Raw genomic sequence first — 13,141 nt, forward strand, 5'->3', positions numbered from 1 at the left:
CTCGACGAGCCTGGCGCTAGCGAAAGAATTGACTCGGCGTCTTGCCAAACTGCTTCTTGAACATACTGGTAAAAGCGCTGGGGCTTTCATAGCCCAGCTCAAACGCCACATCGATGATTTTTTCCCCCACCGCTATCCGCTCCAGCGCCAGCAGCAACCGTGCTTGCTGGCGCCACTGGCCGAAAGTCAGCCCGGTTTCGCGGCGAAACAGGCGCTGGATGGTGGTCTGGTCCAGGCCCAGGCGCTCACTCCAATCCGCCACGGTCGAGGCATCGCCCGGGTCATCCTGCAACGCCAGGCAAATCCGGCGGATGCGCGGGTCTGCAGGCTGGGGAAGGGACAGCGGCAAGGCCGGCAACAGGGCGAGCTCGTCGAGGATCAGGTGCATGATCCGCGCGTCCCGCGAATCTTCGGCATACGGCGGCTTCAAGCTGACCGAGGCCTTGATCAGTTCACTGAGCAGCGGTGAAATGCTGACGGCCTTGGTTTCGCTCGGCAGGTTCGGAAAACTCGCGGGGCGCACAAATACACTGCGCATTTTCAGCGCGCCGACACAGCGCAGGGAATGCACGTGCCCGCAGGGCATCCAGAAGCCGCGATTGGGCGGCACCGTCCACTGATTTTGCGCCGAATGCACCACCATCACGCCTTCGGTGGCGTACAGCAGTTGATGCTTCTCGTGGCTGTGCTCGGGGATCACCCAGTTATCGGCATAGTCGGTGGCCGAACTGATGACGGCCCATTCGCCCTCGTCGATATCCCGCAGAAATTTATCCAGTGTTTTGATGGCTTCGCCCTTTTTGCGATGTTTGCTGCCCGAATTTCGTGAGACAGGCATTTTCGGCAAATCTAGCATAAACACCGAGTTCATCCATGGAGCGGCGGTTTAAATCATCGCTGCCCGCCTCCCCGTCGTTCACTGCCTTGTATGGAATGCCTGCATGTCGACCTTGACCGCGTCTCCCGCCGCCGCCTCCAGCCCGCCCCACGTCAGCCCCTTGGTCATGCGCGTTCTCGGCGCCTGCGCCCTGGCGCATTTGATCAATGACCTGATCCAGGCCGTGCTGCCCTCGATCTACCCAATGCTCAAGGCCAACTATGGACTGAGCTTCACCCAGGTCGGCCTGATCACCCTGGCCTTCCAACTGACCGCTTCCCTGCTGCAACCGTGGATCGGCTACCACACCGACCGCCACCCCAAGCCCTGGCTGCTGCCGGCGGGCATGGTGTGTACCTTGATCGGCATCCTGATGCTGGCGTTTGTCGGCACGTTCCCGGCGATTTTGCTGGCGTCGGCGCTGATCGGCGTCGGCTCATCGACCTTCCACCCGGAAACGTCACGGGTGGCGCGCCTGGCTTCCGGCGGGCGCTACGGCCTGGCGCAATCGACCTTCCAGGTCGGCGGCAACGCCGGCAGCGCGTTCGGCCCGCTGTTGGCGGCGGCGATCGTGATTCCCTATGGTCAAGGGCAGATCGCCTGGTTCGGCCTGTTTGCGGTGTTCGCGATCCTGGTGCTGTATGGCTTGAGCCGCTGGTACCGCAACCACCTCAACCTGTTCAAGCTCAAGCAAGGCAGCAAAGCCACCCACGGCCTGTCGAAAAGCCGTGTGACCTTCGCCCTGGCGGTGCTGGCCGTGCTGGTGTTTTCCAAGTACTTCTACATGTCCAGCCTGACCAGCTATTTCACCTTCTATCTGATCGAGAAATTCAACCTGTCGGTCGCCAGTTCCCAGCTCTACCTGTTCCTGTTCCTCGGCGCAGTGGCCGCAGGCACCTTCTTTGGCGGGCCAATCGGCGACCGGATCGGGCGCAAGACCGTCATCTGGTTCTCCATCCTTGGTGCAGCGCCGTTCACCCTGGCGCTGCCCTATGTCGACCTGTTCTGGACCGCGATGCTCAGCGTGGTGATCGGTTTCATCCTGGCCTCGGCGTTCTCGGCCATCGTCGTCTTCGCCCAGGAACTGGTGCCGGGCAATGTCGGGATGATTGCCGGCGTGTTCTTTGGCCTGATGTTCGGCTTCAGCGGTATCGGCGCCGCATTGCTGGGGTTGCTCGCGGACAGCCATGGCATCGAGTACGTCTATAAGCTGTGCTCGTTCCTGCCGCTGGTGGGGGTTCTGACGATCCTGTTGCCCTCGACCAAGGGCGTTTGATCGATTGAGCCTGCCACGAGTGTGACGGTATTCGGCGGGCAGATCGCACGGGGCCGGCTCCTACAGTTAGCGTTTGAGGAGGTCGGCTCCCTTTAGGTCATTCTGGAGCCGAGCACCCCATAGGCCAGAGTGCGCCAAGCGCACAGTGCGTAGACACGCAAAAGCTCATTCATCCCGCAACCCATTGACGACGATATACAGCAGCGGCCCCACCGAAACGAACAGCGCCGTCAGCACCCAGTAAGGCAGCACCGAAACCACCGAACGCCCTCGCCGCCGGGCATCGCGGTACATCCACACACAGGCCAGCAGCGCCATCAGGTACAGGTCGATCACTACTTGCGCGGTGTCCGGCTGCGACAGCAGTTGCCGTCCAAACTCCAGCAGCGACTGCTGCGCGGTCAGCATCGTCATCAGCGTATACAGCGAAAACCCGAGCAAAGCGGCCAGGGCGATATAGGGTCTGTGCATGGTCTCTTCCTTGAAGTGATCGAGGCCCACGATAGTGATAAGGTTCAGCCCCTCGCAATGACCTCGGAGGTCATGGTCACGCATGGACAACCCTGTTACCGCCGGCGAACACTTGCGCCGGCTACGCCGACAGGCGCATTTGAGCCAGCTCGACCTGGCCCTGATCACCGGTGTTTCGCAGCGCCATCTCAGTTGCCTGGAAACCGGCCGCGCCAAGCCGAGCGCCGGCACCTTGCACAATCTGCTGACCGCGCTGCAGGCGCCCCTCGACCAGTGCAACCGCGTATTCCTCGCCGCCGGCTTCGCCCCGCGTTATACCGCCACCCCCCTCGCCTCGCCGGCCATGTCGGCGATTCGCGAAGCCGTCAGCCATGTGCTGCACGCCAACAACCCCGCGCCGGCGATTCTGCTCGGCAGTGAGTGGCAAGTGCTAGCGGCCAACACCAGCACCGCCGCGCTCTTTGGGTTGGTCGGGATCAACCCGGACGCGGCCGATGGCGTGAACCTGCTGAGCACTTTGCTGCAATCGGGCGGCCTGGGCGATCACCTGATCAACGCCGAGGAGATCCGCACTCTCGCCTGGCAACGGGCAACCCGCGAGGCCTTGGCCAACCCGTCGTTGGCGGCGCTGTTGGCCAGCCTGCCGGTGCCCGCCCATGCCGAGTTGCCCAGCGATATGCCGCCACTGGTGTTGACCCGCGTGCGCTCGGCACAGGGCGAGCTGAACTTTCTATCGACCTTCACCACCTTCGGCATGCCCCAGGACATTACCCTCGCCTCGCTGCGGATCGAGCATCTGATTCCCGCCGACGACTTCACGTGGCAGGTCATGCGCCGCGCTTTCGAAGATTATTCGTCGCTGGTTTTGTGAAATATCTGTCCGTAGACTGCCGCCATACCCCCACTTGAAGGCGGCGAAAAAAACGTGATGCAAGTTACCGAAGTCTCCATTGCCCAATTGCGCGCGGCGCTTGAGTCCGGCCAGACCACGGCCGTTGAACTGGTCCAGGCTTACCTGGCGCGGATTGACGCCTATGACGGTGCGCAGACCGCGACCGCGCTGAATGCCGTGGTGGTGCGCAACCCCGCAGCCCTGGAAGAAGCCCAGGCGTCGGATGCCCGCCGGGCCAAGGGCGCAACACTCGGACCACTGGATGGCATTCCCTATACCGCCAAGGACAGTTACCTGGTCAAGGGCCTCACGGCGGCGTCCGGCAGCCCGGCGTTCGCCAAGCTGATTGCCCATCGCGACGCCTTCACCATCGAACGGCTGCGGGCCGGTGGCGCCATCTGCCTGGGCAAGACCAACATGCCGCCGATGGCCAATGGCGGCATGCAGCGTGGCGTGTATGGCCGCGCGGAAAGCCCGTATAACGCCGCCTACCTGACGGCACCGTTTGCCTCCGGTTCGTCCAACGGCGCCGGCACCGCGACTGCCGCGAGCTTCGCGGCATTCGGCCTGGCGGAAGAAACCTGGTCGAGCGGGCGTGGCCCGGCGTCGAACAATGGCCTGTGTGCTTACACCCCGTCCCGCGGGGTGATTTCGGTGCGCGGCAACTGGCCACTGACCCCGACCATGGACGTGGTGGTGCCTTACGCACGCACCATGGCCGACCTGCTGGAAGTACTCGACGTGGTGGTCGCCGAAGACCCCGACACCCGTGGCGACCTGTGGCGCCTACAGCCTTGGGTGCCGATCCCCAGCGTCGCCTCGGTGCGCCCGGTTTCTTACGCTGAACTGGCCGCGACAGCCGCATCCCTCGCGGGCAAACGCTTTGGCGTACCGCGCATGTACATCAACGCCGACCCCGACGCCGGCACCAGTGAGAAACCCGGCATCGGTGGCCCGACCGGGCAAAAAATCATCACCCGCGCCAGTGTCATCGCCCTGTGGCAAGCCGCCCGCCAGGCCCTCGAAGCCGCCGGGGCCGAAGTCATCGAGGTGGATTTCCCGCTGGTGTCCAACTGCGAAGGCGACCGTCCCGGCGCGCCGACGGTGTTTACCCGTGGCCTGGTGTCCAAGGAATTTCTGCACGATGAGTTGTGGGAACTGTCCGCGTGGGCCTTCGATGATTTCTTGCGCGCCAATAACGACCCGAACCTGAACCGCCTGGCGGATGTCGACGGACCGAAGATTTTCCCCCATGACCCTGGCACCTTGCCCAACCGCGAGGACGAACTGGCCGCCGGCATGGACGAATACGTGCGCATGGCCCAACGCGGGATCACCCCGTGGGACCAGATCAGCACCCTGCCCGACGGCTTGCGCGGCCTCGAACAGACCCGGCGCATCGACCTGGAAGACTGGATGGATAAGCTCGGCCTCGACGCAGTGATTTTCCCTACCGTGGCCGACGTCGGCCCTGCCGATGCCGATGTGAACGAAGCATCCGCTGATATCGCCTGGAGCAATGGCGTGTGGGTAGCCAACGGCAACCTTGCCATTCGCCATCTGGGCGTGCCGACCGTTACCGTGCCGATGGGCGTGATGGCGGATATCGGCATGCCGGTCGGGCTGACCTTTGCCGGGCGTGCCTACGATGACTCTACGCTGCTGCGACTGGCGTCGGCGTATGAGGCCACTGGCAGCAAACGCCTGATTCCGCCGCGTACACCGGCGCTCGCGCCACGCTGATGCGCGGTCCAGATGTGGGAGCCACAGCTCCCACATGGTTGCGCAGGCTACTCAGGCACCGAGAGGCACGGCAATCAACAGGATCGCCGTGCCATGGGCAAGCGTCGCGGCCAACACACCATGACGCATGCGCAACAATGCGCAGGCCAGCCCCTCGATCAGGGTAAACAGCAACACCGGCCAGCCCAGTTGGGTGACGCTCAGGGCCAGGAAGGCATGGCAGGCCGCGAACGCCACGCCGCTGATCAAGGCCGCCCGCAGCGGCGTCAGTTGTTGCTCCAGATACCCCTGCAGATAACCGCGAAACAACACCTCTTCCAACGCATTGGCGCCGTAGGCCAATACCACCATGCCTGGCAGCCACACCCAGTAGTCGTGGATCGCTTGCGTATCCACTCCCTGGTAAAGCCGCAGCGGTACGCCGATCAGGCAGCCCACCGCCAACCCCGTCGCCAGTCCGACGGCGCAATTACCTTTGGACCACAGGACCAACCGCGACAAATCCGGCGCCACCCACGCCAGCCCGGCAACCAGCAACAGCGACAGACCGCCCAGCGCCGCCAGCACAAAGGCATTGGCGGTGAATGCAATCTGCACGTCGTCACTGAGCGACCACATGCGCAACGGCGTCATCGCATCGCGCATCAGCACAAACGCCGCCAACAGAATCAGGATGCGCATCGCCGTCATCGACCTGGGTGTGAGCGCGAACCACGCGCCGAACAGCAGCAGGCCTGGCGTCAAATGGGTGCCGTAGTCGATCAGCACCGACATGCCTTGGGTGATCATAAGCAGTCGTTTCGACGCTGCCACTCATCCACCATGTCGCCTAGGGTTTTGGCCGTGTCGTTGCGAATCCAGGCCATGAATGCGCGGTCGAACTTGAACCTCGGGCCGCAGTGTTCAAGCATGAAACGGCGCACGTTCTGGGTGTTTTTGTAGTGAGGGGTGATCGGGGTGCTGCGGGTGATGGGGTCGCTGTGCCAATTAAATTCCATTTTTTCTCACAAGGCGGTTTGTTGTTTTCGCCGTAGCATAGCGATGTGCCACTTAAGCAGGAAGTGGCGGATAGCGTCACCACGCCACCACCTTGCGTACCGCCACCAACGCCTCGTGCAGCGCCGTCATGCCCACCGAACCCAGCGCCAGGCGCAGTGCATGGGGCACATGTGCGCCGACGGCAAACGGTTCGGCGGTGGACACGGCGACATTTTCGCGCTGCAAGGTCATTGCGATCTGATCGGCGCGGGCATCCTCCTCCAAGGGTAACCAGAGAAAATACGACGAGGGATGGCTGATGTACGCCAGCCCCTTCAGCACCTGCGCCGCCAATGCCTGCCTCGCCTGGGCATCCTGGCGTTTTTGTGCTTCCAACTGGGCGACCGTGCCGTCGTCGAGCCAGGCCACTGCAATCGCGCTCATCACCCCCGGCACATTCCAGGTCGTGGCCATGATGCTGCGCTCCAGAGCCTTCACCCAAGCCGCCGGGGCTGACACAAAGCCGACCCGCAGGCCGGTGGCGACGCTTTTGGAAAGGCCGCCGACATACACCGTGCGTTCCGGTGCGAGTGTCGCCAAAGGCGGTGGCGCATGTTCTGCCAGAAACGCGTAGGCGGCGTCCTCGATGATCATCAGATTATGCTGACGGGCGATGACCACCAGCTGTTCGCGCTGCTCCAGGCCCATTACCCAGCCCAGCGGGTTATGCAGGGTCGGCATGCTGTACACCGCACGCACCGGACGCTGGCGACACAGGCTGTGCAGATGATCGAGGTCCGGGCCGCTGGCGGTGACTGCGATCGGCAGCATTTCCAGGTGCAGGGTCTCCGCCAGCACCTTGAACCCCGAATACGTCAACGCGTCGACGGCGATTACATCCCCCGGTTTGAGCAGCGCCATCAGCGTCACGGCCAACCCATGTTGCGCGCCGCTGACCACCAGCACTTGGTCGGCCTCGACCGTCAGCCCTCGACTCAGCAGATGGCGCGCCACCGCCGCACGCTCATGCTGGCGCCCGGCATGGGGCTGGTAGCGCAACAACGCCTCCAGATCCCCCGACAGCGCCAGTTGACGCAACGCCGTGCGCAGCAGATCGGCCTGACCCGGCAATGACGGGTAGTTGAAATTCAGATCCAGCATGCCCGGCGCCACGCTCATCTGCCCACTGCCCTGTCCCGGTGGCAGGGAAATCTCGCGCACGAAAGTGCCGCGACCGGTCTCACCACTGACCAGGCCCATGGCCGCCAGCTCGGCATACACCCGGCTGGCGGTGACCAGCGCCAGGCCATGGCGCGCGGCCAGTTGTCGATGGGTGGGCAGGCGGGCGCCGGGCGATAGCCTGCCGCTGCGGATGTCCTCGGCAAAGGTGTCGACCAGGGTTTTGTAACGGGCGCGGGGCATCGGCGATGTATCCATGACAATTTTTTGATTGTCTTAATCTTCATGCCTAGCATGGCCCGCACGCAACTTCTCCTTTTTTCGGGCCATCTTCATGGAACAGACCTCACCGCTCAATCCCCTGGCCAACAGCACCCAGGGCTGGATCAATGGTTTTATCGGCGTGGTGATTTTCAGCGGTTCGCTGCCGGCGACGCGCCTGGCGGTGATGGAATTCGAGCCGGTGTTCCTCACCCTGCTGCGCGCCACCCTGGCCGGCGGGCTGGCACTGTGCCTATTGTGGTTATTCAAGGAAAAGCGCCCAACGCGCGCGCAATGGATGCCCCTGGCCATCGTTGCCCTTGGCGTGGTCATCGGTTTTCCCTTGCTGACGGCGCTGGCCCTGCAATATGTGACCTCCGCGCACTCCATCGTATTCATCGGTCTGCTACCGCTGGCCACCGCAGTCTTCGGCGTACTGCGCGGCGGCGAGCGGCCACGCCCGGTGTTCTGGCTGTTTTCGATCCTGGGCAGTGCGCTGGTGATGGGCTATGCCATCGCCCAGGGCCTGAGCGCCGCCCCGGCCGGTGACCTGCTTATGCTGTTGGCGGTGCTGGTCTGCGGCCTGGGCTATGCCGAGGGCGCCAAGCTGTCGCGCAGCCTGGGCGGCTGGCAAGTGATCTGCTGGGCGCTGGTGGTGTCGTTGCCGGTGGCGCTGCCGTTGAGCCTGATGCTCGCGCCGCCGACCTTCACCGGCATCAGCCTGCCGGCATGGCTGAGCCTGGGCTATGTGGCGCTGTTCAGCATGTTGATCGGGTTTGTGTTCTGGTACCGCGGGCTGGCGCAGGGCGGCATCGCCGCGGTCGGCCAGTTGCAGCTACTGCAACCGTTCTTCGGCCTGGCGCTGGCGGCGGGCCTGCTGCATGAGCAGGTCAGCCTGGGCATGGTGTTGGTGACGGTCGCGGTGATCGGCTGCGTGGCCGGGGCCAAGCGGTTTGCGCGCTAGCGTCTGCTGCGATGGCATTATTCCCATCCGGCGCGTGTCCTGTTAAACAGGAGAGTCACTCCAGAACAATAAGGACTTGGCATGCACACCCCTTCACTGCAAGACACCACCGCCCCCGAAGGCATCTGCTACGGCTGCGGCGGCAGCAACCCCCACGGCCTGCATATCAAGAGCCGTTGGGATGCCGATGGCGTTCATGTGGTCGCCGAGCACCAACCGGAAGCGAAATACAGCGGCTGGCCGGATCTGGTCTACGGTGGCCTGATCGCCATGCTGGTGGACTGCCACTCGAACTGGACCGCCATGGCCTACCACTACCGCGCCGAACAACGTGAACCCGGCAGCCTGCCGCGTATCGACTGCGTGACCGGCCATCTCGGGATCAAATTCATCAAGCCCACGCCCCTGGGCGTCATGCTGACCTTGCGTGCCCGGGTCGAGGGCGATGTGGGGCGCAAAAGTCGTGTGGTCTGCGAGGTGTATGCCGGCGATGTACTCACGGCGATCGGCGATTCGGTGTTCGTGCGCGTCGATACCGGGCAATTGGCCGCCGCCGCCCACGGTCGCAATGAGTGATCCTGGTCTACATTGACTGGCACCGCTAATCGAGGACAGCACCGATGACTCGTCTCACCGCCAAAGACTTTGCCCCCGAACTGCTGGAGCTCTACGACGGCTACGCCCACGGCAAGATCAACCGCCGCCAATTTCTCGACCGCGCCGCATTGTTCACCTTTGGCGGGTTGACCGCGTCGGCGCTGCTCGCCGCGCTGAGCCCCAACTACGCCTTGGCCGAGCAAGTGAAATTCACCGACCCGGACATCGTCGCCGACTACATCACCTACCCCTCGCCCAAGGGCAACGGCACAGTGCGCGGCTACTTGGTACGCCCGGCCAAGGTCACCGGGAAATTGCCGGCGGTGGTCGTGGTGCATGAAAATCGTGGGCTCAACCCCTATATCGAAGACGTCGCCCGGCGCTTGGCCAAGGCCGGCTTCATTGCGCTCGCGCCGGATGGCCTGACATCGCTGGGTGGCTACCCCGGCAACGACGAAAAAGGCGTAGAGCTGCAACAAAAGGTCGACCCGACCAAGCTGATGAACGACTTCTTCGCCGCCATCGAGTGGCTGATGCACCACGACAGCAGCACCGGCAAAGTCGGCATTATCGGCTTCTGCTATGGCGGCGGCGTGGCCAATGCGGCGGCCGTGGCCTACCCGGAACTGGGCGCCGCCGTGTCGTTTTACGGGCGTCAGCCGCAGGACAAGGACGTGCCGCGCATCAAGGCGCCGATCATGCTGCATTACGGCGAGCTGGATACGCGGATCAACGAAGGCTGGCCGGCCTATGAGAAGGCCTTGAAGGCAGCAGGCACCCGCTATGAAGCGTTTATCTACAAGGGCGCCAACCACGGTTTTCATAACGACTCGACGCCACGCTATGACGAGGCCGCAGCGAACCTGGCGTGGCAGCGCACACTGGGGTGGTTCAACCAATACCTGACCTGACTGCCTTTGAATGCGTGGAGGTTAGCCGGCGACAAGTCTTTCATTTTGTCTCCTGATAAAAATCTCAACCCTGCGCCGCCACCTCCGACAGCCACCCCTTGAACGCCATCATCGCCGAGGTTTCGGCGCGTGACTGCAAGCGCGTCAACCAGTAACTGCCGGTGCTGATGCCGACGTTGAAGGGCTGCCGGATCGCATCACTTTCCAGTTGTCGCGAGAACATCAGCGCGGGGGCCAACGCCACACCGACGCCCTGCAAGGCCGCTTCCATCATCGCCAGTGACGAGTCGAACACGATGCTGCGCGACACCAGGGTGTCGGCAGGCAGCCCGGCGGCCTGGAACCACAGGCTCCATTCATCGGCGCGATAGGAGCGCAGCAGCGTATGTTTCACCAGGTCGGCCGGCGTATGTAATTGCTCGGCGATTGGCGGCACACAGAGCGCCGTCAGCGGTGCTTCGAGCAATTGGCAGGCGTCGGTGCCATGCCAGGCCCCGGCGCCGAAACGGATCGCGTAGTCCAGGCCTTCGGCGGCGACATCGACGCGGTTGTTGTGGGTCGACAGGCGCAGATCGATAAACGGGTAGCGGCGCTGAAAGTCCGGCAGGCGCGGCAACAGCCAGCCCACCGCAAAGGTGCCGACCGCGCCGACGGTGAGCACTTCGCGGTAATGCCCGCCCTCGAACTGGCCCAGGGTATGGGCAATACGGTCGAAGGATTCGCGCACCACCGGCAACAACGTCTCGCCTTCGCGGGTCAGCATCAGGCCACGCGGCAGGCGCTTGAACAGGGTGACGTTCAGTTGCGCCTCCAGGCTCTTGACCTGATGGCTGACCGCTGCCTGGGTGACGCACAACTCGATGGCGGCCCGAGTAAAACTCAGATGCCGGGCGGAGGCCTCAAATGCGCGTAGCGCGTTGAGGGGCAGATGGGAACGCAGCATGCTTGACCCTAATTATTCTAATGGCTGGTGCGAGATAACATCGTTTGCCCAGGCCCGGCGAACTGTCTAACGTTGCCACGCCCGCGCAGGCTCTTCATTCAATCGATCACATTCATGGAAGCGATATCATGCCCCGACAACCCTTGTTTGGAGTGCGTCATTTAACGGCGCTGGCGATACTTCTCGGCGCCGGCCAATGCCTGGCCGCCGACCTGCAGGCCGTGGTAGACGCCAGCGTCAAACCGTTGATGCAGCAGCAGGCCATTCCCGGCCTGGCGGTGGCGGTGGTGCAGAACGGCAAGGTGCAATACTTTAACTACGGTACGGCATCGAAGGAAGCCCAGCGACCAGTCAGCGAAAACACCTTGTTTGAAATCGGCTCGGTGAGCAAAACGTTCACCGCGACCCTGGGGGGTTACGCCCAGGCTACCGGCAAGCTCAAGCTGTCGGACCAGGCCAGCCAATACTGGCCCGCGCTGGCCGGCAGCGCCTTTGACCAGATCAGCCTGCTGCAACTGGCGACCTACACCCCCGGCGGCCTGCCGCTGCAGTTTCCGGACGCGGCCGACAGTGCCGACGCCATGCTCGGCTACTTCCAGCACTGGAAACCCACCTACGCCCCAGGCGCGCAACGCCTCTATTCCAACCCGAGCATCGGCCTGTTTGGCTACCTCGCGGCACAAAGTCTGGGCCAGCCCTTCAATGTCGCCATGGAGAAAACCCTGCTGCCCAAACTGGGCCTGAGCAACACCTACGTCAGCGTGCCCGCCGAGCAGTCAGGCCAATACGCTCAAGGCTACGATAAACACCACAAGCCCGTTCGCGTAAGCCCCGGCGCACTGGACAGCGAAGCCTACGGCATCAAGACCAGCACTCACGACCTGGCGCGCTATGTGATGGCCAACATGCACCCGCAAACCCTGGAAAAGCCGCTGCAACAGGCCATCGCCAGCACCCACACCGGCTATTACACCGTGAACGGCATGACCCAAGGCCTGGGTTGGGAGTACTACCCCTACCCCATCGCCCTGCAAGCGCTGATTGACGGCAACTCGACACCGATGGCAATGGAACCCCACCGCCCCCATTGGCTGGCGACGCCGCAAGCGCAACCGGCCAACGTGCTGTACAACAAAACCGGCTCAACCGGGGGCTTTGGAGCCTATGTGGCGTATGTGCCGAGCAAGGACATGGGCGTGGTGATCCTGGCGAACAAGAACTATCCAAATGCCGAGCGGATCAAGGTTGCTCATGCGATCTTGAGCGCGCTGGATAACTGAAGCCTGAACCAGGGCGCCGAGCGCGCCCTCCACCGGCGGCCATCGCCGACCGGCGCAAGCCGCAGGCTTGCAGGTGCTGCATTTCAGCATCAATGAACTTAAGCCATGGGCGATTCGCGAGCGCAGCATCCTGTTGCGCGAGCTGGAAACGCTGCCGGGGACCCTTCACGCCCTGATCGCGACCTTAATGCTGCAAAGCGCCTAGACTCCAGAGTCACCTTGCCAGAGGAGACTGCCCATGCAACTCGAAGGTTCCTGCCATTGCGGCGCCGTGACGTTCAGCCTGACCAGTGCCCATCCCTACCCTTACCAGCGCTGCTATTGCTCGATTTGCCGCAAGACCCAGGGCGGCGGCGGTTACGCAATCAACCTGGCGGGCGACAGCAACAGCCTGAAAGTGCGCGGGCGCAAGCTGATCTCGATCTACCACGCCCGGCTCAAGCCCGAGGGTGCCAGCCGCGCCCATACCAGCAGTGCCGAGCGGCATTTCTGCTCACAATGCGGCAGCGCGCTATGGCTGTTCAGCCCGGAGTGGCCGGAGCTGATCCATCCGTTTGCCTCGGCCATCGACACGCCATTGCCGGTGCCGCCGCAACACACGCACCTGATGCTCGGCTCCAAGGCGCCCTGGGTCGAAGTCAGCGTGCGCAAGGGCGACCTGCAGTTCGATGAATACCCGCAGGAGTCGATCGCGCAGTGGCATGAACGGTTGGGGCTTAGCCGTTAACCGTCCGTGACGGCAGACTCGCAGGCGCGATTTTACCGTTGC

At 63.3% G+C, this 13,141-nt stretch carries 14 protein-coding genes and 1 pseudogene; 9 read left to right on the forward strand and 6 right to left on the reverse strand.

Annotation, left to right across the window (positions count from 1 at the left end; translation table 11 throughout):
- Positions 1–16: 16 nt before the first annotated feature.
- Positions 17–838 (reverse strand): AraC family transcriptional regulator, encoded by an 822-nt coding sequence (locus J2Y83_RS14855; RefSeq protein ID WP_253396289.1) that lies wholly within the window; start codon positions 836–838, stop codon positions 17–19.
- Positions 839–941: 103 nt separating this feature from the next.
- On the opposite strand from J2Y83_RS14855, the gene J2Y83_RS14860 reads away from it, so the two are divergent.
- A complete protein-coding gene (locus J2Y83_RS14860; RefSeq protein ID WP_253396292.1) occupies positions 942–2,153 on the forward strand; it encodes an MFS transporter in 1,212 nt (403 codons plus the stop codon).
- A gap of 165 nt (positions 2,154–2,318) precedes the next feature.
- On the opposite strand, the gene J2Y83_RS14865 is transcribed toward J2Y83_RS14860, so the two are convergent.
- Positions 2,319–2,624, reverse strand: coding sequence for a DUF2834 domain-containing protein (locus J2Y83_RS14865; protein ID WP_253396294.1), 306 nt, complete (start codon positions 2,622–2,624; stop codon positions 2,319–2,321).
- Between the two features lie 82 nt (positions 2,625–2,706).
- Between J2Y83_RS14865 and J2Y83_RS14870 the strand changes: the two genes are divergently transcribed.
- Positions 2,707–3,495, forward strand: a complete 789-nt coding sequence (locus tag J2Y83_RS14870) for a helix-turn-helix domain-containing protein (RefSeq protein ID WP_253396296.1) — start codon at positions 2,707–2,709, stop codon at positions 3,493–3,495.
- Between the two features lie 54 nt (positions 3,496–3,549).
- Positions 3,550–5,259, forward strand: coding sequence for an amidase (locus tag J2Y83_RS14875; protein WP_253396298.1), 1,710 nt, complete (start codon positions 3,550–3,552; stop codon positions 5,257–5,259).
- A 51-nt stretch (positions 5,260–5,310) separates the two neighbouring features.
- Here the strand turns inward: J2Y83_RS14875 and J2Y83_RS14880 are convergent, their stop codons facing one another.
- The 3 genes from J2Y83_RS14880 to J2Y83_RS14890 form a co-directional block, all read right to left on the reverse strand.
- Positions 5,311–6,048 carry a CPBP family intramembrane glutamic endopeptidase gene (locus tag J2Y83_RS14880; protein WP_253396300.1) on the reverse strand — a complete coding sequence of 246 codons (738 nt, stop codon included), beginning with the start codon at positions 6,046–6,048 and terminating at the stop codon, positions 5,311–5,313.
- Positions 6,045–6,257 (reverse strand): DUF6434 domain-containing protein, encoded by a 213-nt coding sequence (locus J2Y83_RS14885; protein ID WP_253396302.1) that lies wholly within the window; start codon positions 6,255–6,257, stop codon positions 6,045–6,047. Before J2Y83_RS14885 ends, J2Y83_RS14880 begins: the two co-directional genes overlap by 4 nt.
- Positions 6,258–6,333: 76 nt before the next feature.
- Entirely contained in the window at positions 6,334–7,659 is a 1,326-nt protein-coding gene (locus J2Y83_RS14890; RefSeq protein WP_253396304.1) for a PLP-dependent aminotransferase family protein, read from the reverse strand.
- Between the two features lie 91 nt (positions 7,660–7,750).
- On the opposite strand from J2Y83_RS14890, the gene J2Y83_RS14895 reads away from it, so the two are divergent.
- The 3 genes from J2Y83_RS14895 to yghX all read left to right on the forward strand — a co-directional run bounded on the left by J2Y83_RS14895 (position 7,751) and on the right by yghX (position 10,149).
- Complete coding sequence (locus tag J2Y83_RS14895; RefSeq protein ID WP_253396306.1) at positions 7,751–8,641, forward strand: DMT family transporter; 891 nt, start codon at positions 7,751–7,753, stop codon at positions 8,639–8,641.
- A gap of 81 nt (positions 8,642–8,722) precedes the next feature.
- Positions 8,723–9,217, forward strand: a complete 495-nt coding sequence (locus tag J2Y83_RS14900) for a PaaI family thioesterase (RefSeq protein WP_253396308.1) — start codon at positions 8,723–8,725, stop codon at positions 9,215–9,217.
- A gap of 44 nt (positions 9,218–9,261) precedes the next feature.
- Entirely contained in the window at positions 9,262–10,149 is an 888-nt protein-coding gene (gene yghX, locus J2Y83_RS14905) for a YghX family hydrolase (RefSeq protein WP_253396310.1), read from the forward strand.
- A 64-nt stretch (positions 10,150–10,213) separates the two neighbouring features.
- On the opposite strand, the gene J2Y83_RS14910 is transcribed toward yghX, so the two are convergent.
- Complete coding sequence (locus J2Y83_RS14910) at positions 10,214–11,092, reverse strand: LysR family transcriptional regulator (protein ID WP_253396312.1); 879 nt, start codon at positions 11,090–11,092, stop codon at positions 10,214–10,216.
- A 128-nt stretch (positions 11,093–11,220) separates the two neighbouring features.
- Between J2Y83_RS14910 and ampC the strand changes: the two genes are divergently transcribed.
- From ampC to J2Y83_RS14925, 3 genes and pseudogenes are all read left to right on the forward strand, one after another.
- Positions 11,221–12,372 carry a class C beta-lactamase gene (ampC, locus tag J2Y83_RS14915; protein WP_253396314.1) on the forward strand — a complete coding sequence of 384 codons (1,152 nt, stop codon included), beginning with the start codon at positions 11,221–11,223 and terminating at the stop codon, positions 12,370–12,372.
- A gap of 100 nt (positions 12,373–12,472) precedes the next feature.
- Positions 12,473–12,577: pseudogene (locus J2Y83_RS14920) on the forward strand (LysR family transcriptional regulator); the annotation flags it as partial.
- 33 nt (positions 12,578–12,610) lie between these two features.
- Complete coding sequence (locus tag J2Y83_RS14925; protein WP_253396316.1) at positions 12,611–13,099, forward strand: GFA family protein; 489 nt, start codon at positions 12,611–12,613, stop codon at positions 13,097–13,099.
- Positions 13,100–13,141 lie beyond the last annotated feature (42 nt).

The organism is Pseudomonas marginalis, from assembly GCF_024169655.1.
Classification (GTDB): domain Bacteria; phylum Pseudomonadota; class Gammaproteobacteria; order Pseudomonadales; family Pseudomonadaceae; genus Aquipseudomonas; species Aquipseudomonas paraveronii.

What these genes read in the sequence shown, in the direction of transcription:
- J2Y83_RS14925 (WP_253396316.1), top strand. Translation starts at nt 12,611, where the DNA reads ATGCAACTCGAAGGTTCCTGCCATTGCGGCGCCGTGACGTTCAGCCTG.
- J2Y83_RS14910 (WP_253396312.1), bottom strand. Translation starts at nt 11,092, where the DNA reads ATGCTGCGTTCCCATCTGCCCCTCAACGCGCTACGCGCATTTGAGGCC.
- J2Y83_RS14900 (WP_253396308.1), top strand. Translation starts at nt 8,723, where the DNA reads ATGCACACCCCTTCACTGCAAGACACCACCGCCCCCGAAGGCATCTGC.
- ampC (WP_253396314.1), top strand. Translation starts at nt 11,221, where the DNA reads ATGCCCCGACAACCCTTGTTTGGAGTGCGTCATTTAACGGCGCTGGCG.
- J2Y83_RS14885 (WP_253396302.1), bottom strand. Translation starts at nt 6,257, where the DNA reads ATGGAATTTAATTGGCACAGCGACCCCATCACCCGCAGCACCCCGATC.
- J2Y83_RS14855 (WP_253396289.1), bottom strand. Translation starts at nt 838, where the DNA reads ATGCCTGTCTCACGAAATTCGGGCAGCAAACATCGCAAAAAGGGCGAA.
- J2Y83_RS14860 (WP_253396292.1), top strand. Translation starts at nt 942, where the DNA reads ATGTCGACCTTGACCGCGTCTCCCGCCGCCGCCTCCAGCCCGCCCCAC.
- J2Y83_RS14880 (WP_253396300.1), bottom strand. Translation starts at nt 6,048, where the DNA reads ATGATCACCCAAGGCATGTCGGTGCTGATCGACTACGGCACCCATTTG.
- J2Y83_RS14870 (WP_253396296.1), top strand. Translation starts at nt 2,707, where the DNA reads ATGGACAACCCTGTTACCGCCGGCGAACACTTGCGCCGGCTACGCCGA.
- J2Y83_RS14895 (WP_253396306.1), top strand. Translation starts at nt 7,751, where the DNA reads ATGGAACAGACCTCACCGCTCAATCCCCTGGCCAACAGCACCCAGGGC.
- J2Y83_RS14865 (WP_253396294.1), bottom strand. Translation starts at nt 2,624, where the DNA reads ATGCACAGACCCTATATCGCCCTGGCCGCTTTGCTCGGGTTTTCGCTG.
- yghX (WP_253396310.1), top strand. Translation starts at nt 9,262, where the DNA reads ATGACTCGTCTCACCGCCAAAGACTTTGCCCCCGAACTGCTGGAGCTC.
- J2Y83_RS14890 (WP_253396304.1), bottom strand. Translation starts at nt 7,659, where the DNA reads ATGCCCCGCGCCCGTTACAAAACCCTGGTCGACACCTTTGCCGAGGAC.